Origin of the sequence: Actinopolyspora biskrensis (assembly GCF_013408175.1) — a bacterium.
Classification (GTDB): Bacteria; Actinomycetota; Actinomycetes; order Mycobacteriales; family Pseudonocardiaceae; genus Actinopolyspora; species Actinopolyspora biskrensis.
Genome location: NZ_JACBYW010000002.1, coordinates 410,738 through 432,545, shown reverse-complemented (window position 1 = coordinate 432,545; position 21,808 = coordinate 410,738). Strand labels below are relative to the sequence as shown.

Genomic DNA, 21,808 nt, shown 5'->3' with positions numbered 1-21,808 from the left:
TCACTCCCTCACCGGGCCGCTGCCTCCGTCGCCGAGCAGACCGCGAAGGTGCTCGGCGATCCGCTCCACGTTGGGCGGGTCGATCATCGAGAGGTGGTCCCCGGGAACGCGGACGACTTCGAGAGCGCTCGCGAACTCGTCCCAGCCGAGCGTCTCGTCCGAGCGCAGGTACCGCGGATCGAGCTTGGTGGTGGTGTGCTCGGCCCTCTCCGCGCGGTAGAGCACCACGGGTCCCTCGTGGTTCGCCGGCCTGTAGCGCTCGGCGATCCGGGCGTCCACGTAGGAGGTGTACTGGTGCCGCAGCACCCCGTGGCCGATGTTCGCCTCCGACTCGGCCAGAGCGTTCATGACGTGCTCCAGCTGCTCCCGCTCGTCGGACTCGGCCAACCGCTCGACGGAGATCCCGAGCGAAACGCCGTAGGTGTGCTCGACGTGCTCGACGAACCTCCCGAAACGCCGCGTGACCAGCTCACCCCGGTTTTCCTCCTCCGAGGGCAGCGGGAGGATCGTGTCGATGAGCACCACCAGCTCCACCCGCTCGCCCGCCTGCTCGATCCGGCGTGCCGTCTCGAAGGCCAGACAGCCGCCGAACGACCAACCGCCCAGGCGGTACGGGCCGTGCGGCTGGATGCCGCGGATCAGGGACAGGTACTCGGAGGCCTTGTCCTCCACGGTGTCGAACCGGTCCAGCCGCTCGAGGCCGTAACAGGGCTGGTCCGCGCCGAGCAGCTCCGTCAACGGCTGGTAGACGCTCGTGGGACCGCCCGCCGGGTGGAACAGGAACAGCGGGGTCGCACCGCCCGCGGAACGCAGCTCGCGCACGGGCCCGCCCGCCGACTCGAAGCGCTCCCGCACCAGGTCGGACATCCGCTCTATCGTCGGGTGCTCGAAAAGCCCCGGCACCGGCTCGCCGAGCCTTTCCCCGACCGCGGCCGATATTTCCGCGGCCGCCGAGTCGTCGCCTCCGACGGAACGGAAGTCCCGGTCGACCCCGACCGCGTCCAGCCCGAGGGCCTGCCGCCACAGGTGGGCGATCCAGCGCTCGGTGGCGTCCCGCGGGCCGACCGAAGTCCGGCCGGTGGCGGGAGCACCGTCCGTCTCGACGCCGAGCCTGTTCGCGAGGTGCACCGCGAGCTCGGTGGTGCTCGCCCCGCGCAGCAACAGCGCCGCGGGCACGGACACCCCGAAACGGCTCTCGACCGCGTTGCGCGCACGCATCGCCATCAACGAGTCGAACCCGAGTTCGGTGAGCGCGGCGTCCGCGTCGATCTCCCCGGAGGCGGTTCCGCATACCGCTCCGAGCAGCTCGGTCAGCACCACGGTGAGCCGTTCCAGGGCCTCCTCCGGGGGCAGCTCGCTCAACCCCTCCGCGTCGTCGAACTCGCCCGCCCGGGGCGAAGCGCCGGTGACCAACTCCCGGAAGAACGGGCGCCGCCCCAGCTCGGGAAAACGCGCGGCGGCCCGGTTCCCGTTCAGCCAGGCCAGCCCCGTGACGGCTTCCCGCGGGGCGAGCAACTTCTCGAACGCCTCCACTCCGGACTTCGTGGACAACGGCGGGAGCACGTCGTCGAAGTTCCCACCGGCAGCACCGACCTCGCCCCAGACGCCCCACTGCACACTCGTGGCGACCAGTCCCCGCTCCCTCCGCAGGCGGACCAGGTCGTCCAGCGCCCCGTTGGCCGCCGCATAGGCGGTCTGACCGGGAGAACCGAGCAGCGCGGCCGCGGAGGAGAACGCCACCCACCAGTCCAGTTCCACCCCCTCGGTCGCCTCGTGCAACCGCTGCCCGCCACGGACTTTGGGGCGCCAGACCCGCTCCAGACTCGTCCCGTCGAGCTCCGCGCACTCCGCGTCCGCCAGCACACCGGCGGCGTGCAGCACTCCGCGCAGTGCCGTGGATCCCTCGGTGGCAGCGGTGACCAGCCGCTCGGCCACCCCCGGCTCGGCGATGTCCCCGTGGACCACCGCTGTCTCCGCGCCCTTGTCCCGCAGCAGCTCGATCTGGCGCTCGGCGGCGGGAGACGGTCGCCCGCGCCCGTTGAGCACGACGCGACGCGCTCCGCGATCCACCAGCCAGTGCGCGAAGGTCAGTCCGAGACCACCCAGCCCGCCGGTTATCACGTACCCCTCCGGGCGCACCCCGAACCCGGCTCCCCCGTGGTCCGGGAATCCGCGGCGCAGCCTGGCCACGTGACGCTGTTCGCCCACCCAGCGGACGTCGTCCTCGGACTCCTCGGCGCACAGTTCGGCCGCCAGCGACCGCGCCGCCGGCTCCCCCTCCACCAGTGAGACGCGCAGCCCCGGGGCTTCGAGGGCCAGCACGCGCACCAGGGCTCGCAGCTCCGCGTTGTGCCGGGCCGAGCTGAGGATCCACAGTCGTTCGGGTGGGTCGGGACGGGCCCGCGACCACCGCACCAGCTCGGAGAGCCGGAGCAGCGAACGCTGCCGCTCCTCGTGCGCGGGCTCCGGATCGCTCTCGTGGGCCGCGAGGACCACCCCGCGGAACGGAAGCTCGGGGGCGGCGGTGAGCTCGTCCGGCGCTTCCGGTGTCCCGGAATCGTCCAAGCGGGCCCGCAGCGACACCCGTTCACCACTCCGCCGCAGCTGTTCGGCCAACTCGGGCAGGTCACCGAGCAGTAGCCACTTCCCCGCGCGAGCTGCCCGCTCCGGCGCCCGGGCCGGTTCCCACTCGTGCCGCAGCAACGCCTCGGAGAGCTCCCGTGGCACCGGGGTCGCCCCGACGCGGCGGGCCCGCACCTCGCCGATCTCCAGCACCGCCCGGCCACGCTCGTCGGTGACCAGCACCGAACCACTCACGTGCGTGTCGTCGACATAACCGTCCAGCGTGGAAGAGCACCGGAGCCGTTCCGGCAACTCGTCGAACACGCGGACGTCGCGGAAAAGCACCGGGACGAACAGCTCGGTGGTGGACAGCGGGCTCTCCGGAGCGAGAGCCGCGGCGACGAGGCTCTGCAGACATCCGTCGACCAGCGCCGGATGTGCGCGGAAACCTTTCGAAGGCCCCGCCTCGTCGGGGAGGGCCAGTTCGGCTGCGGCGCGTCCCGCGCGGGCCCGTACCGTCTCTATCGGCCGGAACGCCGGACCGTAGTCCTGCCCCCCGGCGCGCAGCGCGCGGTAGATCTCGACGTTCTCCGCCGAGGCCGATTCGTCCTCCACCGTGCCGGGATGCCGCTGCCCGTCCGGAACCACCTCCGCCGCGGCGTGACGGGTCCACTCCCCCGAGGCCGAGCGGGAGAAAACCTCGACCGTCACCCCCGCCTCGTGAGGGGTGCCCACCGTCGTGACCGCGACCTCCTCGCTCAGCACGAGCAGATCGCTCAGTTCCAGTTCCCGGACGACCGGTGCGGCCGGTTCGGCACGCCACGTCCGCAGCGCCGCGGTCAGCGCCATCTCCAGGTAGGCGGATCCTGCCAGCACCCCGGTCCCGTGCACCCGGTGATCGCCCAGCCACGGCAGGAGCGAGGTGCCCACATCGCCCCGCCAAACGAGCTGTCCCGTCGGGAGTTCCACGCGCTCGCCGAGCAGTGGATGTTCCGCGGATCCGGTGGCCCGCTTCCGCCGGGAGACCCAGAAGCTCTCGTGCCGCCACGCGGCGGGCGGCAGTTCGGCGAGCTCCTCCGGAGGAGCGCCCTCGCCCTGCTGCTCGGGCACGTGCCCGTCCACCCACAGTCGAGCCAGGTTCTCGCGGAAGGTCACCGTGTCGTCGGTGTCCCGCAGGCAGCTGAACGCGATCCGCGGCGAAGCGACCCCCGCGTCGGTCAACGACTCCTCCAGCCCTCCGGAGACGATCGGGTGCGGAGCTATCTCCAGGAAAGTGTCGAACCCGTCGGCCGCGGCCGCGTGCACGGCCCTGTCCAGCCGCACCGGCGAGCGCAGGTTCCGTGCCCAGTAGGGGCCGTCGAAGAGGGGAAGAGCGCGCGGGTCCTCGTGCGCCGTGCTGTAGACGGGCGCGTCCGGTTCGGAGGGGGTCAGCTCGGCGAGTTCCGCGCGCAGTCGTTCCAGCAGTGGCTCCACGGCCGCCGTGTGCCCCGCGCCGGAGACGTCGAGGACCTTCGCCGTGCGGTCCCTCCGCCGGAAGTGCTTCGCGATCAGCTCGATCTCGTCCGCCGGTCCGGCGACGGTGCACCTCCGGGAGGAGGTTCGCACGGCAGGCACCACTCCGGGGAACCAGTCGCTCAACTCCTCGACCTCCTCGGCCGACCCCTCCAGAGCGGCCATCGCACCCCCGCCTGCGAGCTCCGTCTCGCTCAGCAGACGTGTCCGGGTGTCCATGACCTCGAGTCCCTGCCTGTGCTCCAGGGACCCGACCGCCACCGCAGCGGCCACCTCCCCCATCGAATGGCCGATGACCGCGCTCGGCCGCACTCCTCGCGAGCGCCACAGCCGCGCCAGGGCGAGCTGGGTCCCGAACAGGCCGAGCTGGCAACGGTAGAGCCCCCCGAGCTCCTCCCCCGCGGACAGCGCGTCGAGCAGCGAGAACCCCGCGACGGCGCGGAACTCCGCATCGTGCTCCTCCAGGAAGCCGGCGAAGGCCGGTTCGGAGCGCACCAGTCCACGACACATGCCGGGCCACTGCGAGCCGTATCCGGAAAACACCCAGACCGGCCCGTTCCCACCGGGGTCCTTCCTGCCACGCAGGACCCCGGGGCCGGTCTCCCCCGCCGCCAGCGAGCGCAGCCTCTCGGCCAGCTCGGAACGGTCATCGGTGACCACCGCCGCCCGCTCGGCATGGTGTTGGCGTCCGTGCAGCAGCGTGCGGGCCACGTCGCCGAGCGGAGTGCGTTCACCGGCAGGCCGGCGCAGCCAGTCGGCCAGCCTCCCCGCCGTGTCGCACAACCGCCTGGTCCCGCTTCCCGAGAGCAGGAAGGTGTGCGGCGCGCTCGTCCCCGCGCCGTCCGGGCGCGGAGCCTCCCAGGACTCGAGCACCACGTGGGCGTTGGTACCGCCGAACCCGAACCCGGACACTCCGGCCCGCGCCGCACCGGAGTAGCGGGGCCAGGGACGTGTCCGTCCCACGACCTCGAGGTTGTCCCGCTCGAGCGGGATGTGCGGATTGGGAGTGGTGTGGTTGGGGGTGGCGGGCAGCCTGCCGTGCCGCATCGCGAGCACGACCTTGATCACTCCCGCTATCCCGGCCGCGGCCTCCAGATGTCCCAGGTTGGCCTTGACCGAACCGAGCAGCACCGGGCGCCGCTCCCCGCGTTCGGCTCCCAGCACCGATCCGAGTGCCTGCGCCTCGATCGGATCGCCCAGCAGAGTTCCTGTCCCGTGCGCCTCCACGTAGTCCACCACGGTGGGATCGAGGTCGGCGGCCCCGTAGGCGGTGCGGAGCAGTTCCGCCTGCGCGGCGGGGTTCGGTGCCATCAAGCCGTTCGACCGGCCGTCCGAGTTCACGGCGGACCCGCGGATGACGGCGTGGATCCTGTCACCGTCGCGAGCGGCCGCGGAAAGCGGTTTGAGCACCACGGCGCCGCAGCCCTCGCCGCGGACGATCCCGTCCGCCGCGGCGTCGAAGGGCTTGCAGCGCCCGTCCGGGGCCAGCGCCCCCGCGCTGGCGAAGTTGGCCGTGACCGCCGGGGACAGCAGCAGATTGACCCCGCACGCCAGGGCGGTGCTGCTCTCCCCGGAACGCAGGCTCGCACAGGCCTGGTGCAGCGCGACCAGCGAGGAGGAGCAGGCGGTGTCGACGGCCATGCTCGGGCCACGCAGGTCCAGCAGATAGGAGATCCGGTTGGCGATGACGCTCATGGCGCCGCCGGTGCCGGTCCAGGCGTCGACCGCCGCGATGTCCCCGGCGGTGAGGTGACTGTACTCCGTCGCGGAAGCCCCCACGAACACTCCCGTGGCCGAACCGCGCAGCCGGGAGGGAGCACTGCCCGCGTGCTCGAGCGCCTCCCAGGCCACCTCCAGCAGCAGGCGCTGCTGCGGATCCATCACCTCGGCCTCCCGCGGCGATATCTCGAAGAAGCCCGCGTCGAAACCGGACACGTCGTCGAAGTAGCCGCCCGCGCGGGGCAGTCCCTCCAGGAGGTCCGGCTGCCCCGCGGCGAACTGCTCCCACCGCCCCGCCGGGACGGTTCCGATCGTGTCGGCGCCGTCGTCGAGCAGCCGCCAGAACTCCTCGGGCCCGTCCACTCCCGGAAAACGGCACCCCAGGCCCACGACCGCGACCGGTTCTCCCGGTTCGGGCGAGGTTTCCCCTCCGGGCCGCGCCTCGGTCCCCTCCAACGCCTCGGCCAACCGCTCCACGGTGGGGAACTCCCAGAGCAGGGTGGCCGAAAGCCCCCTTCCGAGCAGGTTCTCCAGCTCCCCCGAGATCCCCACCACGTCCCTGGAGGACAGTCCGAACTCGTCGAAGGGGCGAGTGGTGTCCACCCGCTCCGGTTCCTGCCCCGTGTGCTCGGCGATCCGGTGAACCAGCCACTCCCGGATCTCGGAGTGCTCAATCATGTGCGTCCTCGGGAACCAGCTCGTTGTCCAGATAACGCTGCCTGCAGGGCCGACGGGCGACCTTTCCGCTGGAGGTGCGGGGGATCGTGTCCGGTTCCACCAGGAGCACCTCGTAGGCGGAGACGCCGTGCGCGGCGACGATCGCCCCGCGCACCGCCGCGGCTGTTTCCACCGGATCCCGTTGCTCCCGCGGCAGCGAACGCGCGTACTCGGCCACGACGACCAGGCGTTCGACGTCCTCGACGGTGACCGCGAACGCGGCGGTGTGGTGTTTGCGCAACCGCTCCAACCCTTCGACGGTCTCCTCGACGTCCTGGGGGTAGTGGTTGCGACCGTCCAGGACGATCAGGTCCTTGATCCGCCCCGTCACGTAGAGCTCGCCCTCGTGGAACACCCCGAGGTCGCCGGTGCGCAGCCAACCGCGCTCCGGCAGCTCCCCCGGCTCGGCGAGTCGCGCGTCGAACACGCTCGCCGACTCCTCCCGGGATCTTCCCCAGTACCCCCGCCCAATGTTGGGGCCGCGCACCCAGATCTCCCCGACCGCCCCCTCCTCCAGCGGGCGGTGCGCGTCGGGGTCCACGATGGCCACCCGCTGGCCGAGGGGCCTCCCGCAGGAGACCAGTTCGCCTGCTTCCACACCCCGCTCGGCGGGCCTGGCCCTGTTCGCGCCGAGGGCGGCGCGGTCGAAGCGGACCGCTCGCGGCGCGTTCCCGGCCGGGCTCACCGACACGAACACGGTCGCCTCGGCCAGACCGAACGAGGACCGGTGGCTCTCGGGGGGAAGCCCGCAGGAGGAGAACGCCTCGTTGAACCGTTCGATCGTGGCCGGGCGGACCGGCTCACTGCCGTTGATCACCGACACGACCCGGTCCAGCCGCAACCACGCCTTCTCTCGGTCGGTGACCCTGGCCGCGCAGTAGTCGAAGGCGAAGTTCGGGGCCGCCGTCACGGCCGGGGAGCTCACCGAGAGCTGCCGCAGCCACCGTCCCGGTTGCCGCAGGAACGCGGCCGGATCCATGAGCACCGTCGAGATACCTCCCACCAGCGGGGCGGCCACGGACAGCACGAGCCCCATGTCGTGGAACAGCGGCAGCCAGCTCACGGTGCTCGTCCGCGGGTCGCCGCCCACGTAGGCCTCGAGGGCCTGCTCGGCGTTGGCGATCACGTTGGCGTGGGTGATCTCCACTCCGGCCGGTGTCCGGGTCGACCCCGAGGTGTACTGCAGATAGGCCACGTCCTCGTCCCCCACCGACGGACGTTCGTACTCCTCGGCCAGCGCGTCGGAGATCGTGTCGACCGCCACGCACTCCCCCGGACCGCGTCCCCCGCGTTCGCGCAACACCTCCCTGACCCTGTCGAAGTCCGCTTTCACGGTGAGCGCGCAGGAGGGGGCGCAGTCGTCGAGGACACCGTCGAGCCGCCCGGATCCGGCCGCGTCCGGGGAGAACAGCGGCACCGCTATCAGTCCGGCGTGGATCGCCCCGAGGAAACCGATCACGTACTCGGTGCTCTGCGGAGCCGTGATCACGACCCTTTCGCCACGGTCGAAGCGCCGTCCGAGCCACGCGGCCACGGCGCACACCCTCCGGTGCAGCTCCCGCATCGTCGTCGACTGCACGAGTCCGTCCTTGCTCACCGCGTAGTCGACGAACGTGACGGCGGTGCTGTCCCCGCGCTCCCGCGCGAACCGAACCAGGTAGTCGGTCAGCACGACTTCGTCCCGCCGCGACGGGAACTCCGCGGTCGTTGATTCCATAAAACCTTCCCGAGGTGCGACAAAAACGAGCGGGAAAACCGGATAACAATTATTCGGGAAATTCGCGACCCGGCGCTTTTCGAAGATTTCACGAAGCCCGACCACTGTCAACAACAACCGACGGGAAACATTCGCAACATTTTCCACGACGCATTTCGCTGCGCGCGGGAGAAAGCGTTCTTGTCACACCGCTGATAATCACGCGCCACGCGCACACCTCCGATTCGCCGCTCCGAGCTCCTCCCGACCCGGGTTCATCCCGGAGGACGGGCCACTACCGGTGGAAACCCCCGAAGGTCCCCCCGGGGAAGCACGTGAACGACGAACAAAACCGCGCACCGAGGAAAGGCGGAGAAAAACGGCGGAACGAAGGGCGAACCGCCGCGAAACCCCGCCCGGAACCAAAGCGGAAGGCGAAATCCCTTCACTCCTCCGCCCCGGTTGCCCGCCCGAACCGGCAGCGCGAAACGCCGGACAACGATCCGGTAACCGGCCAGCCGCGCGGGCCTTCCGCGGGTAGCGTGGCGGTATGGCGTCGTTGTCGCTGGAAACCGAACGACTGCTGATACGCGACTGGGCCGCCGAGGACGCCGAGGCGGCCTTCCGTATCTACGGCAACCCCGAGATCGCCATGTGGCTCACTCCGGTCATGCAACGGGTCCCCGACCTGGACGCGATGCGTGCGGTGCTGGACGCCTGGGTCGAGGCCGCCCCCAATCTGGCCCCTCCCACCGGGAGGTGGGCCATGGTGCGTCGTTCCGACAACGTCCTGGTGGGAGGCCTCGGCCTCCGGTTGCTGCCCCCCTACGAGGAGGACCTCGAGATCCGCTGGCAGGTACGCCAGGACGAATGGGGCAGGGGCTACGCCACCGAAGGCGCACGTGCGCTGCTCGGCTGGGCCTTCGCCCAGGACGTCGACGAGGTGTTCGCCGTGGCGCGGGCCGCGAACTCGCGGGCCATAGCCACGGCACGCAACATCGGCATGGACTGGGTGGGCGAGACCACCAAGTACCACGGCCTGCACCTGCAGGTCTTCCGGCTCAGGCGCGCCGACTTCGACGGCCCCGTCCCGCCGACCTGAAGAGCACCGACGCGTCCGGTCTCCCCGCCGCGGTCGTGGACTAGACTTCGGGGCACTCCTGTTTCGACGAACCGGCTTTCCGGCCCCCGGCTCGGACCGGACGAGTCGCTCCGGCACCGGAGCACCGGGCCGTTCACGAAACAGCCCGAACGCGACGAAGGGAACCGGGTGAACCGCGCCTCACGACAACGGCCGCCCGCCGGGACCGAGTCACCGGACTCACCGGCCGTCCCCATTCCCCCGGAGCTGCTCGACGTGGCCCGCCGAGCCACGGGATTCATGCCGGAGCACGAGGGAAGGGCCCTGTTCGACGCCGCCGTGGAGTACCTCGCCGACGGCGTGGGGGTGGAGATCGGCACCTACTGCGGGAAGTCGACCGTCTACCTCGGGGCGGCGGCGCGGAGAACGGGCGGGACCGTCGTGACGGTCGATCACCACCGCGGTTCCGAGGAGCACCAGCGCGGCTGGGAGTACCACGACCCCGAGCTGGTGGACCCGCACAGCGAACGGCTGGACACCCTGGGACGTTTCCGCCGGACCATGACCGAGGCGGGCCTGGAGGACCACGTCGTGGCCGTCGTGGGCGACTCGGTCACCACGGCCTCGATCTGGAGCACCCCGATCACCCTGCTGTTCGTCGACGGCGGTCACACCGAGTCCGCGGCCCAGGCCGACTTCGCGAACTGGGCACCCCGGATACGGGAGGGCGGCGCCCTGCTGATCCACGACGTGTTCCCCGACCCCGCCGATGGGGGACGCCCTCCGTTTCACATATACCGGAGGGCCCTCGACAGCGGGGACTTCCGGGAGGTCTCGGCCACCGGTTCACTGCGGGTGCTGCAGCGCGTCGGTGGCGGTGTCGACTCCCCCTAGACATCCGCACTCCGCCCCGTCGGCCATCAGGCCCGCGGGCAGTTCCTCCGCGCGGAAAACACCGCATCCCGGGGTACTTCCGGAAAGCGCGTCGGCGGCGAGCACCACCGCGGCGGCCGTCCAGGTGGTGTGCTCCACCGGCCAGTTCTTCCCGTCGGGGTAGACGAAACCCGTCCAGTACGACCCGTCCCGCTCGCGCAGGTGCTGGACGGCGGCGAGCAGCTCGCGCGCCGCCGCGCGGAAGCCGACCGCGTCCAGGCTCAGCACCAGCTCGCACGTCTCGGCGCCCGTGACCCAGGGATGGTCGACCACGCACAACGCGCCCAGCCCGTCCACGACGAACTCGTCCCACCGCCGCCGCAGTCGCTCGCGCGCGGGTTCCCCGCGCAGTGCGCCTCCGAGGACCGGGTAGTACCAGTCCATCGAGTAGCGCTCCTTGGCGGTGAAGATCTCCGGGTGTTCGCGGAGCACGTGGCCGAGACGCCCCAGCGCCATCTCCCAACTCGGCTGGGGCAGCCCCAGCCTGTCGGCCAGCGCGAGCGCGCAACGCAGGCTGTGGTGGATACTGGAGCACCCGGTCAGCAGTGCTTCCGGCAGCGCCCGGCCGTCCGCGCCCAGCGCCCAGGCGATCTCACCCCGGGGCCGTTGCGCGGAGAGCACGAAGTCGATCGCGTCCCGCACGCTCGGCCACAGCCGTCGCGCGAACGCGAGATCCCCGGTGACCTGCAGGTGGTGCCACACTCCCACGGCCAGGTAAGCGCAGAAATTGGTGTCCGCGCCGGAGTCCTCGACCTCCCCCGCTCGGATCCGGATCGGCCACGACCCGTCCTGGCGCTGCGTGCGGGCGGACCACTCGTAGGCGCGTTCCGCCGCCTCGAACATGCCGCCGGCGGACAACGCCATGGCCGACTCCACGTGGTCCCAGGGATCCACGTGCCCGCCGGGGTACCAGGGGATCGCCCCGGAACCCTCCTGGGCCGCCGAGATGGATTCGACGGTGACCTCCACCTCGCTCGCCGACAGCACTCCGTCGACGGCCGGGAGCTCAGGCAACTGACACCCCCGCGGGCTTGTACAGGTAGGTGACCACGCTCTTGCCCAGCACCGGGTTCAGCAACCGCTCCAACGTCCGGGTCAACCACGGCCCGTGCAGCATGTCCCACACCAGCATGCGGTGGTAGAGCCCGGTCAGCGGGTGGTCGGTGCGTTCCACCCCGACCGCGCACTTCAACCACCAGTACGGGGAGTGCAGCGCGTGCGCGTGGTGGTGGTGAACCGGGCGCAGTCCGGCGGCCCGCAGCCGGTCGAGCAGCTGGGTCCTGCGGTAGATCCGCACGTGCCCGCCCTCGACGTTGTGGTACCGCTCGGACAGCGCCCAGCACACCCGCTCCGGGAACCGGCTGGGCACGGTCACCGAGACTCGCCCGCCCGGTTTGAGCACGCGGACCAGCTCGTGCATGACCTTGTCGTCCTCGGGAATGTGTTCGAGGATCTCCGAGGCGATCACGTGGTCGAAGGACTCGTCCGGGAACGGCAGGTCGAGGGCGTCGCCCTGCACGGTGGTGGCTTCCGCTCCGTCCGGGACCTCGCCCTCCTGCTCCATGGCGCCGAACATCGCGGACACCTCGGCGAGGTCCTGTTCCGCGTGGTCGAAGGCGACCACCCGCAGTCCCCTGCGGTAAAGCTCGAAGGCGTGGCGGCCCGCGCCACAACCCAGGTCCAACACCCGTTGACCCGGCCGCACCCCGAGCGTGTCGAAATCCACCGTCAGCAAAGCCTCACTGCCCTTTCCTGCTCGATTCGATGGCTTCGGCGTAGCAGTCGACCGTGGCCGCGGCCACCGAAGCCCAGCTGTAACGTGCGAGAACCCGAGCTCGTCCCGCTCGCCCCAGTGCTGCCCTCTTGTCCGGGTCGTCGAGCAGGGCACCGAGCCCTCCGGTCAGCGCCTCCACATCGGCGGGCGGCACCAGCTCGGCCGTGGTCCCGTCGGTTCCGACCACCTCGGGAATCGCTCCCGCGCGGCTGGCCACCAACGGGGTGCCGCAGGCCATGGCCTCGACGGTCGGCAGCGAGAACCCCTCGTACAGCGAGGGGACGCAGGCGATCTCGGCCGAACCGAACAGTTCGGCCAACCGGGTGTCGGTCAGTCCGCTGACCGTGTGGACGATGTCGCCGATCCCCAGTTCCTCGATCAGCCTCTCGGTCGGACCGCCCCGGACGGGCTTGGAAACCAGCACCAGCTCCACCGAACGCTCGGTGCGCAGCTTGGCCACCGCCTCGAGGAGGGTGTCGATCCCCTTCATCGGGGTGTCGGCACTGGCCATGGCGACGATCCTGCCGGGTGTGCGGGGGCGCTCCGGTGGCCGGAAGACCCCGGGATCGACCCCGAGCGGAACGACCCGCAGGTTGTCCCCGGGCACCCCGAAGTCGTTGACGATGTCCTCGGCCGAGGACCGCGAAACGGTCAGCACCCGCGGAACCCGCCGCGCCACGCGTCGCTGCATGCGGAGGAAGCCGTACCAGCGCCGCACGGTCAGCTTGCGCCAGCCCCTGGCCGCCTCCAGTTCCACGCGGCGGTCGTGCGTGATCGGGTGGTGCACGGTGGCGACCAGCGGGATCCCCGCACGGCGCAGGCCGAGCAGCCCGTAGCCCAGGGACTGGTTGTCGTGTACGACGTCGAACTCGTGGGCCCTGTCGCGCAGTATCCGCGCGGCACGCAGGCTGAAGGTGAGCGGTTCGGGGAACCCCGCCGTCCACATGATGCCCAGCTCCGCGAGGTCGAGCGGGCCACGCAGTTCACGAGGGTGCGGCGTGCGGAAGGGGTCCGGCTCACGGTAGAGGTCGAGGCTCGGGACCTCGGTCAGGCGCACTCCGTGGTCCAGTTCCGGATAGGGTTGGCCGGAGAAGACCTCCACCTCGTGCCCCAGTTCGGCCAGCCCCCTGCTGAGGTGGCGAACATAGATCCCCTGCCCGCCGCTGTGCGGCTTGCTTCGGTAGGACAGCAGAGCGATTCGCACGATTCACCTCACGTACCCGGAAGATCACGGGACCGGCGAACCGAAACGTGTTTCGGTTCCGGAACCGGGCTAAGCTTACCCGGTAGTAACTCGAACCGGTCACCCTCCTGGGAACAGAGCCGGAACGCCGCCGGATCGGCCGTGCGCACCTCCCGAGCGCGCCCGCGAACACCGTCGCGAGGGCACGCACGAAAACGTGGGGCGCCCACCGTCCGGTGAGCGCCCCACGAGGTTTTCCGGTCCGGGATCACTTGGTGAGTCGGAGCAGATCGGCACCGCTGCCCTGGAACCGGTTCATGTCCACGGGCCCGCTGATGCCCGGAACGGTGCCCTTGTTGGTGTACTGCCAGAACGAGTAGTTGCTCCAGCCACCGGGCACGTTCGGTTGGGAGACCCCGTAGGACGCCAGCCACAGCGGGTTGTCCGCGAAGGCCTGGGAACCGTCCATGCAGTTGCTCCAGAACGAGGGGCTGGCGTAGACGATGCCCTGCTGCCCGGTCTGCGACTTCACGCGGTCGAGGAACGCCTGGGTCCAGGCGTGCATCTGCCCGCTCGTCTTGCCGTAGCACCCGCCGGTGTTCGGCGAGACCTCCAGGTCGAGCACCGGGGGAAGGGTGCGGCCGTCGTTCACGGATCCCATGTTGTTCAGCAGCCGGTCGGCCTGCGCGACGGCCGATCCGGTCGGCCTGCCGAAGTGGTAGGCGCCCGCGAGCATGCCCGCGTCCTTGGCCCCCTGGAACTGCTGCTGGAACATCGGGTTCGTGAAGCTCCCGCCGTCGGTGGCCAGCACGAAGGCGTACCGCTGTCCGGAGGCCGCCACTTGGTTCCAGTCGATGGGCCCGTTGTGGTTGGACACGTCGATGCCGTTGGCGTTCGGACCGATCGCTGCGGCCGCCTCCGGGGAGATCCTGTTACCCGAGCGGGACTGCTTCTCGCCCTTGTCCGAGTTCCCGCCCGAGCTCTTGTCCGAACCGTCGTCCTTGCCGGGGGACGGGGCGCTCAGCACTCCGGGTTCGTCCGCCTGGGTCCGCTCCTGGGAGGGGATGTCGACCGTGTGCGCGGCCGGAGTGGTCGTCTGCCCACCGGTTCCCTGACCGGCTGTGCCCACGATGATGGCCAGCACGCCCACCGCGGCGGCCGCGGCGGTCAGCTGGACGGAACGCGCGCGGGGGGAGACCCGGTGCCTGCCTCCGGTCGCGGGCAGTTTCGCGCGTAGCCGGGAGAGGTGCGGCTCGAGCACGGCCCTGGCGCGCTCCACCACCGGAGCAAGCCGCCGCCGGACCTTTCGGACAACCGGCGCGCACCACTCGCGGAGTCGTTCGACCGCGGGGCTCAGCCACTGCCGAACGCGGCGCGCCGCGGGCGAGAGCCCGTCGCGGACACGCTCGACGAACGGCACCAGCCTCTCGTGGGCGCGGCGCATACGCGGGGAGGCCCACTGCACCACTCGTTCGGTCAGTGCGGCCAGCAGCGCCAGGAACCGTCGGACCCAGCGCACGATCCGGTCACCGGTGCGCTGAGCGGCAGGACGTGCCCACTCGGCGGTTTCGTGCGCGACTCGCTCGGTGCGTCGCGCCGCGCGCTGGCGGAAGGTCTCGTCGCCCGGGGCGTTCGGGGGGCGCTCCGGGGACGTCCGACGCTCGGTGGCGTCCGCCGGCTCCGAAGAGCCGACCGGTTCTCGGGGTTCTTCTTCGGGAGTATTTTGGCCGGGGGGATTCACAGGTCCCCAGACTCCCAGCACTTACCGTGCACGTAACCGCCGGAAAACACGTAGTCGACTACCTAGATTAGCCCCCTCGGGCCACGTTCGAGAGGCACTCGAAAACAGTGCGTGTTCTCGATCGCTCATGCGGACTCCAGCACGGGGGACCACGAGGCGCCGAGTCCGGCAGCACCCCACCCGGCGCTCCTGACGAGCTCGCCTGAGCGGTCCGTTCGACCCGGGCGCCCGCCGACGCGGAAACGGGACGCTCCGGTGGGGCGGTGGATGCCGCGCCGGCCCTCAGGCACGTGTCGTGGATCCCCGCTCGGGAGAGCCCCGCGGCGCCCGAGGTGCCGCCGCCCCCGCACGCCGGCGACCGAGTACCCGCCCGAGGACCGTTCCGAGCCCCGGGTCGGAAACGCACTCCACTCATCCGGTGATCCGTGTCGGCAAAACTGCCATCCTGGGACCATGACCGACGAACGCAATGTACTCGGCGAACCGCTCGAACAGTGCGGCACCGATCCGGTGACCGGCTTCTACCGCGACGGGTGCTGCACATCCGGCCCGGAGGACACCGGCAACCACTCGGTGTGCGCCGTGGTGACCCGGGAATTCCTCGAACAGCAACGGGAAGCGGGCAACGACCTCACCACCGCCCTTCCGCAGTACGGCTTCGCCGGACTGCAGGCCGGGGACCGTTGGTGCGTGTGCGCCACACGCTGGCTGGAAGCCTACCGGGCGGGAGCGGCACCTCCCGTGGTGTTGGCGGCCACCCACGAACGGGCGGTCGAGGTCGTGCCGCTGGACTCGCTGCGTGAGCACGCCGTCGACGTTCCCGCCGACCCGAGCGCACTGACCTGACCCCCGGGACTCGGGACGGAACTTTGTGCGGGGGTGGAGGCCGGCACGTGAGCCGGCGCTCCGGCAGCGTCGTGGCGGGACACCTCGAGCAGGCACCGACACCACGTGCCCTGCCGGCGTGCGACGCCTCCGGCGCACGCACGCCGAGCCACGCGCTTCCAGGACTCGAAGCCCCCGGCCCGGACGAACCTCTTGTCAGAAGTTCTTGGAGCACGGCACCGGTCCGTGGTGCCCGGATCCCGTGAACGGAGTACACGGCATGAACCGAGAGGAACGACGGCTGATTCTGCTTCGGCACGCGAAAGCGGACCGGCACTCCTCGGCAGGAGACCACGAACGCCCGCTGGCCGAACGCGGCCGGACCGAGGCTCCGCTGGCGGGTTCCTGGTTGAGGGAGCACGGTTACACCGTCGATCGCGTGATGTGCTCCACGGCCGCCAGAGCACGTCGAACCAGTGAGCTGGTGCTCTCCGAGGTCGACGACTCCCCCGGGGTGCTTTTCGACCGCCGGATGTACGACGCGGACGTCGGCGGGCTGCTGGAAGTGGTCCACGACCTTCCCGACGAGATCCGCACGGCCGTGCTGATCGCCCACAACCCCGGCCTGCAGGAAATGGTCGGGCTGTTGGCCGGGGAGGACGCCGAGCTCAGGACCTCGGCGATCGCCGTGCTCCGTTTCCGGGGCGCGTGGAGGGACGCGGACGCGGGCCGAGCCGCCCTCGAGGCCGTAGCGACCCCGAGAGCGCGGAACGGGACGTGACCGGCGGACACCGCCGGCGACCGGGAACGGGTCACGGAGCTTCGGCGAAGTACCTTCGCGGGTTGTCCACCAGCATGGTGTGGATCTGCTCCTCCGTGACTCCCCTGGCACGCAGCGCGGGCAGCACTTCCCGGCTGATGTGCAGGTAGTGCCAGTTCGGGGCGGCTCGCTCCAGCTCCTGCTCGCCGAACCAGTCGATGAAGCAGGACGTGTCGTGCGAGAGCACCACGCTGGTGGCATAGCCCCGCCGGACGAGACGAACCACGGTGTCCACCCGCTGCTCGAAGCCCAGCACGGCGTCCAGGCCGAAACGGTCCATGCCCAGCAGGCATCCCGCGTCGGCCAGCTCCGTCAGGTAGTCGAGATCCGTGGTGTCCCCGCTGTGCCCGAGGACGACCTTCGTGAGGTCCACGTCCTCGGAGCGCAGCAGTCGCACGGCGGTGCGCCCCGAACCGTTTTGCGGATGCGTGTGCACCGTGATCGGGGCACCCGTACGACGGTGCGCGGCCGCCACCGCACGCATGACCCGTTCCACCCCCGGGGTCAGCCCGGGGCTGTCGATCGCGCACTTGAGGAACGCGGCCTTGACTCCGGTGTCGGCGATTCCCTCGGTGAGCTCCGCGACGAAGAGCTCGGTCATCGGTTCGGCGACGTCGAACATGAGTCCGGGACCGCGGAACCGGAACTGCAGCGGAACATCGTTGTAGGTGTAGACGCCGGTGGCGGGGACGATGTTGAGATCGACCCGGTCGTTGATCTCCCGCAGTCGCGGCAGGTAACGCCCGAGCCCGATCACGGTCGGATCGACTATGGTCTCGACTCCCGCGACGCGCAGCTCGCGCAGTTTGCCCACCGCGTCCTCGACGCGATGCCGCTCGTCCCACGCGGTGAGGGAATTGCGGCGCAGTTCCTCCCCGACCACGAAGACGTGCTCGTGCATCAGCACCCGTCCCAGGCTTTCGGGACTCACCGGACCACGCAGGGTCGAGACCACGACGACCACCTTCCGTTCGGGGAGTTTGCGGACTCCGCGCCGGGATTTCGTCCACTCCGTTTCCGTTCGAGGTTTCCGTTCGGCCGGTCGTGGAGGCCCATCCGGCGGAACCTCCCGCCCGCTCCCGCCGACGGGAGTTCCTCCACGATCAGCGGCGTCCCACCGAGAAACGCGGCGGCTCCGATCGTGCCCGGTGCCCGCTCGTAGCGGCGCCGAACGGACACCGCGCGCCAGGAGTTCCGCGTTCTCTCGACTCTATCCACCGCACGATCCGGAAACCACCGCGGAACCCGGTTCCGGGGCAAGTGCCTCAGCCGGGCTCCCCGCTCGCACCCGAGGTCCCGGAAAGCACACCGCCCTCCGCGCTCTCGGCCGAGCCCGGAGCACTCTCGAGAGCGCGCTGCTTCGGAACGTCCACCCGGTCCACTTCGTCCGCGTCCTCCCGTTCCACGTTCGAGTCCGACCACACGTAGGCGTCGGAGCGCTGGGACTCCGTTCCAGTCACCGAAGCAGCCAGGAAGGGTTCGGCCTCGTCGAGCAGACGCTGTCCGGTCCGGACCTGTTCGGCGAGCCCGCGACGCAGCTGCCGCATCGCCTCGACCTGTTCGTTCGCCCGCTGAGTGCGGCGTTCGGCCTCTGCCGCGGCCTCGTTGAGGCGCCGTTCCGCTTCCGCTCTGCTCGCCCGGTCGCGTTCGGCCATCTCCCGCATCGCCTCCTCGCGGCGTGCGGCCATCGAAACCTCGAAGTCGTGCTCGATCTCGTTGCGACGCTGCTCGGCCTCGCGGTCCTGCTTGCGCCGGTGCTGTTCGGCCTCGGCGGCCATCCGCTCGATCTCGCGACTGGTCTGTTCGAGCGCTTCCTGACGCTGCTCCTGCGCCTGCTTCCTCCAGTCGTCGGCCTCGGCGACCAGCCTCTCGTACCTGTTCCTGAGCTCGGAGGCTGCCTGCTCCGAGCGGGACCACTCGTGCTCGGCGGTCGCGCGCGCGGAAGCGATGATCTCGGCGGCCTCGTCGTTGGCGAGCTGCACCATCCGACGTAACCGGTCGGACAGCGCGGACTCGTCGATCGGCGTACGGCAGACGTCGTCCAGTTGCCTGCGCAGCGACTCGATTTCCTCACGAGCCTGTTCGAGCTGTGCGTTGAGTTCGGACACCTGACTGAGCGCGGAATCCCGGTCCTCGGTCAGCATCCGGACTTCGCTCTCGGTCTGCTGGATGTAGAACTGCACCTGCGATCGCCGAAATCCACGCCAAACGACGTCGAAATCGGACTTGAGCGGCACGAGTTCACGGTTCTCGTTGTGGCCCACGGTCTCACCCCATCCCTGGCGAACAGCGATTGCATTCGGTTGGAGCGAGCCACGCCCCCGACGCGGCATTTTCCGTTGTACACCCGAAAAGCACCCGACGATGTGCTCCACCCGGCTGAACTACGGGGCGGTCACGTCACTCTGAGCACACGGAGACAGCGGATCGCTTCCGCTATTGTCCACACAGGTGGCCAGGAGAATCAACGGCAGGGGTCAAAAACCGGGTAACCGTCCGATGTCACCGAAGTCAACGCGCTTCCGGCCGGATCAGGACACCACGGAGGTTCCCAGCGCCCGCCGGAAGATCATCTCGATCTCATCGCGCTCCGGAACAGGTTCGCGAACGATTCCCTGCCACAGCAGGCCGCAGAACACCGCCGCGAGCATCTTGCCCGAAACCTCGTCGGTGTAAGCGGTGAACAGGTCGCGCAGCGCCGCGTCCCATTCCGTGCTCGCGGACCGCAGCGCGGGACGGTGCAGAGCCGCCACGTAGAGTTCGTGCTCGACCACGGTGCGCCGCCTCTCCGGGCCGAGGTAGCGCAGCACCAGATCGGTCAGCACGGCCGCGAGGTCACCGCCGGAGTCCATCCGGTCCGCGTACTCCCGCAGCTCGGCGACGTTGTCCTGCGCCGCCTGGCGCAGCGCCACGGCCAGCAGGTCGTCCAGGGTGGCGAAGTGGTAGGTGGTCGAACCCAGCGGAACCTCGGCCGCCGCGGCGACGGCGCGGTGGGTCAACCGCTCTATGCCGCGCTCGGCGACGACTGTGATGGCGGCACGGGCGATTCGTTCGCGGCGCCCCGGATCCTTGCGCGAACCACCGCTCTGACCACGGCGACCGCTCCCCGCGGCATCGAGCTGCTCGGAATCCGTAGTCGTCATCGCCTGCCGTGCTCCTCCCACCGTCGCGTGCGTCTCACCTCGTTCGCCGGGACGAGTTCCCTCCCGAACGAACACACACTGCCATGAACCGACTCTCCGGCGATGCGATCCACCTCACTCGTGGACATAATAGCTGGTCAAGGCGCCAATAAAGATCGCGCCCCGCCGCGCCGCGGCAATTTTATGTACAGATGTACACAAAACCTGCTAGAGTCAGCGCGTAGCAGCCGCCGCCCTCGTGCTCGCCCCCGGGGAACTCCGAGCGCGTGGCGGTGCGGTGGGGACCACACCTCCTCCGGCGTACGGCACTCCGAAGGTCGGTCACCAAGACTCCACCCGGCTGAACACGGAACGGGACGACACGGGACTCGACCGTGCGCGCTGCCGCACCGCTGCGGAACATCCCGCACACGGCCCGCCCGGGTCGGCATCCGCCACCGGCGATACCGCTCCAGCAGTCAAGCAGCACCGACAGGAAGCTTTACTATGTCGCAGACCCACGGCCCGCCGAACGCCACAGCCTCCTCCGCGGAGGCCTCCACGGCGGCGGAGAGCCTGTACATCGACGGCACGTGGCAGGCAGCCGCGGCGGGGGAGACCCGCGAGATCCGCTGCCCCGCCGACAGCTCCCCGGTAGCCACGGTCGCCGAGGGGGACCGCTCCGACGGTGAGCGAGCCATCGCGGCGGCGCGCGCGGCCTTCGACGAGGGAACGTGGCCGAGCACCTCCCCGTGGGAGCGCGGCGACCTGCTGCTGCGGGTGAGCGACATCCTCGTGCGCGACCGCGAGGAGTTCGCGCGAGCCGAATCGCTGGACACCGGCAAGCGGCTGGTGGAGAGCGGCTACGACATGGACGACATCGCCGCCTGCTTCCGGTACTACGGCAAGATCGCGGGCACCGACCCCGGACACGTCGTCGACACCGGCTCGAACGACGCCATCAGCCGGGTGAGCTACGAGCCGGTCGGCGTCTGCGGCCTGATCACGCCGTGGAACTTCCCGCTGCTGCAGGTGGCCTGGAAGGTCGCTCCGGCCATCGCCGCGGGCAACACCTTCGTCCTCAAGCCCAGCGAGCTCACCCCCAGCACGGCGATGCTGCTCATGCGCGCGCTGCACGAAGCCGGACTGCCCGCGGGCGTCGGCAACCTGGTGCTGGGCAAGGGCTCCGAGGTGGGCGCGCTGCTGTCCGAACACCCCGACGTCGACCTCGTCTCGTTCACCGGCGGTCTGCACACCGGTCGTGCCATCGCCGCCTCGGCTGCCTCCAACGTCAAGAGGGTCGCTCTCGAGCTCGGGGGCAAGAACCCGAACGTCGTCTTCGCCGATGCCGACTTCGAAACGGCGGTCGACTACGCGATGACGGCGATCTTCCTGCACTCCGGGCAGGTGTGCTCGGCGGGAGCACGCCTGATCGTGCAGGACGAGATCCACGACGCGCTGGTCGACGAGATCGTGCGCAGGGCGCAGTCCATCAAGCTGGGCGGTCCCTTCGACGAGGACGCCGAGACGGGACCGCTCATCTCCGCCGAGCACCGCGCCAAGGTCGAGGACTACGTGCGGCGCTCGGTCGAGGAGGGCGCCGTGCTGCGCACCGGTGGACGTCGCCCGGAAGGTGAGCGGTTCGAGTCGGGCCACTTCTACCTGCCCACCGTGCTCGACGAGGTCGAGCAGGGATCCCAGGCCGTGGTCGAGGAGTCCTTCGGGCCGGTGCTGACCATCGAGCGCTTCCGGGACGAGGACGACGCCGTGCGCATCGCCAACGACACGCACTACGGACTGGCCGGTGCCGTCTTCACCTCCGACGCGAGCAAGGCGCAACGCGTCGCGGGAAGGCTGCGCCACGGCACGGTGTGGATCAACGACTTCCACCCGTACCTGCCCCAGGCCGAGTGGGGCGGCTTCAAGCAGTCCGGCATCGGGCGCGAGCTCGGTGGCGGCGGACTCCGCGAGTACCAGGAAGCCAAGCACATCTACCAGAACCTACGGCCCGAACCGCAGCACTTGTTCGCCGCCGAGTGAGCCCACGACCGGAGACGAAGTCCGTCGTGCCGGGGTGATCGCCGCAGTCGTCGGCCCGGCACGACATCCGGTCGTCCCACGGC

Annotated in this window: 14 protein-coding genes; 5 read left to right on the top strand and 9 right to left on the bottom strand. The window is 70.3% G+C overall.

The features are described from left to right. Both FHR84_RS07635 and FHR84_RS07630 read right to left on the bottom strand, forming a co-directional pair. Window positions 1-6,471: a type I polyketide synthase gene (locus FHR84_RS07635; protein ID WP_179534750.1), complete on the bottom strand. Its 6,471-nt coding sequence runs from the start codon at window positions 6,469-6,471 to the stop codon at window positions 1-3. Then, entirely contained in the window at window positions 6,464-8,227 is a 1,764-nt protein-coding gene (locus FHR84_RS07630) for a fatty acyl-AMP ligase (protein WP_179534749.1), read from the bottom strand. Before FHR84_RS07630 ends, FHR84_RS07635 begins: the two co-directional genes overlap by 8 nt. Window positions 8,228-8,756: 529 nt before the next feature. On the opposite strand from FHR84_RS07630, the gene FHR84_RS07625 reads away from it, so the two are divergent. Together FHR84_RS07625 and FHR84_RS07620 are read left to right on the top strand one after the other, a co-directional pair. Then, window positions 8,757-9,308, top strand: coding sequence for a GNAT family N-acetyltransferase (locus FHR84_RS07625; RefSeq protein ID WP_179534748.1), 552 nt, complete (start codon window positions 8,757-8,759; stop codon window positions 9,306-9,308). 279 nt (window positions 9,309-9,587) lie between these two features. Continuing rightward, window positions 9,588-10,181 carry a class I SAM-dependent methyltransferase gene (locus FHR84_RS07620; RefSeq protein WP_343075196.1) on the top strand — a complete coding sequence of 198 codons (594 nt, stop codon included), beginning with the start codon at window positions 9,588-9,590 and terminating at the stop codon, window positions 10,179-10,181. Here the strand turns inward: FHR84_RS07620 and FHR84_RS07615 are convergent. From FHR84_RS07615 to FHR84_RS07600, 4 genes are all read right to left on the bottom strand, one after another. Next, on the bottom strand, window positions 10,134-11,234 hold the full coding sequence (locus FHR84_RS07615) for a glucosidase family protein (protein WP_179534747.1): 1,101 nt from the start codon (window positions 11,232-11,234) through the stop codon (window positions 10,134-10,136). The two genes, FHR84_RS07620 and FHR84_RS07615, sit on opposite strands and share 48 nt — an antisense overlap. Further along, a complete protein-coding gene (locus tag FHR84_RS07610; RefSeq protein ID WP_179534746.1) occupies window positions 11,227-11,955 on the bottom strand; it encodes a class I SAM-dependent methyltransferase in 729 nt (242 codons plus the stop codon). The genes FHR84_RS07615 and FHR84_RS07610 overlap by 8 nt, the downstream gene beginning before the upstream one ends. Before the next feature lie 4 nt (window positions 11,956-11,959). After that, window positions 11,960-13,198 (bottom strand): glycosyltransferase, encoded by a 1,239-nt coding sequence (locus tag FHR84_RS07605; RefSeq protein WP_179534745.1) that lies wholly within the window; start codon window positions 13,196-13,198, stop codon window positions 11,960-11,962. A 247-nt stretch (window positions 13,199-13,445) separates the two neighbouring features. Next, on the bottom strand, window positions 13,446-14,696 hold the full coding sequence (locus FHR84_RS07600) for a GH25 family lysozyme (RefSeq protein ID WP_343075188.1): 1,251 nt from the start codon (window positions 14,694-14,696) through the stop codon (window positions 13,446-13,448). A gap of 675 nt (window positions 14,697-15,371) precedes the next feature. Between FHR84_RS07600 and FHR84_RS07595 the strand changes: the two genes are divergently transcribed. Continuing rightward, window positions 15,372-15,764: a DUF2237 family protein gene (locus tag FHR84_RS07595; protein WP_179534743.1), complete on the top strand. Its 393-nt coding sequence runs from the start codon at window positions 15,372-15,374 to the stop codon at window positions 15,762-15,764. 259 nt (window positions 15,765-16,023) lie between these two features. Beyond that, window positions 16,024-16,524 carry a SixA phosphatase family protein gene (locus FHR84_RS07590; protein WP_179534742.1) on the top strand — a complete coding sequence of 167 codons (501 nt, stop codon included), beginning with the start codon at window positions 16,024-16,026 and terminating at the stop codon, window positions 16,522-16,524. Between the two features lie 31 nt (window positions 16,525-16,555). Here the strand turns inward: FHR84_RS07590 and FHR84_RS07585 are convergent, their stop codons facing one another. The 3 genes from FHR84_RS07585 to FHR84_RS07575 form a co-directional block, all read right to left on the bottom strand. Beyond that, window positions 16,556-17,518 carry a phosphotriesterase family protein gene (locus tag FHR84_RS07585; RefSeq protein WP_218862343.1) on the bottom strand — a complete coding sequence of 321 codons (963 nt, stop codon included), beginning with the start codon at window positions 17,516-17,518 and terminating at the stop codon, window positions 16,556-16,558. 310 nt (window positions 17,519-17,828) lie between these two features. Then, complete coding sequence (locus FHR84_RS07580) at window positions 17,829-18,827, bottom strand: coiled-coil domain-containing protein (protein ID WP_179534741.1); 999 nt, start codon at window positions 18,825-18,827, stop codon at window positions 17,829-17,831. Between the two features lie 267 nt (window positions 18,828-19,094). Beyond that, the gene (locus tag FHR84_RS07575; RefSeq protein WP_179534740.1) at window positions 19,095-19,706 is read right to left on the bottom strand and encodes a TetR/AcrR family transcriptional regulator; all 612 of its coding nucleotides are present in this window, start codon (window positions 19,704-19,706) and stop codon (window positions 19,095-19,097) included. Window positions 19,707-20,192: 486 nt separating this feature from the next. Between FHR84_RS07575 and FHR84_RS07570 the strand changes: the two genes are divergently transcribed. Next, a complete protein-coding gene (locus FHR84_RS07570) occupies window positions 20,193-21,725 on the top strand; it encodes an aldehyde dehydrogenase family protein (protein WP_179534739.1) in 1,533 nt (510 codons plus the stop codon). Window positions 21,726-21,808: the final 83 nt, after the last annotated feature.

Excerpts from the sequence above, each read along its gene's own strand:
- FHR84_RS07635 (WP_179534750.1), bottom strand. The coding sequence starts at position 6,471 with ATGATTGAGCACTCCGAGATCCGGGAGTGGCTGGTTCACCGGATCGCC.
- FHR84_RS07630 (WP_179534749.1), bottom strand. The coding sequence starts at position 8,227 with ATGGAATCAACGACCGCGGAGTTCCCGTCGCGGCGGGACGAAGTCGTG.
- FHR84_RS07625 (WP_179534748.1), top strand. The coding sequence starts at position 8,757 with ATGGCGTCGTTGTCGCTGGAAACCGAACGACTGCTGATACGCGACTGG.
- FHR84_RS07620 (WP_343075196.1), top strand. The coding sequence starts at position 9,588 with ATGCCGGAGCACGAGGGAAGGGCCCTGTTCGACGCCGCCGTGGAGTAC.
- FHR84_RS07595 (WP_179534743.1), top strand. The coding sequence starts at position 15,372 with ATGACCGACGAACGCAATGTACTCGGCGAACCGCTCGAACAGTGCGGC.
- FHR84_RS07590 (WP_179534742.1), top strand. The coding sequence starts at position 16,024 with ATGAACCGAGAGGAACGACGGCTGATTCTGCTTCGGCACGCGAAAGCG.
- FHR84_RS07575 (WP_179534740.1), bottom strand. The coding sequence starts at position 19,706 with ATGACGACTACGGATTCCGAGCAGCTCGATGCCGCGGGGAGCGGTCGC.
- FHR84_RS07570 (WP_179534739.1), top strand. The coding sequence starts at position 20,193 with ATGTCGCAGACCCACGGCCCGCCGAACGCCACAGCCTCCTCCGCGGAG.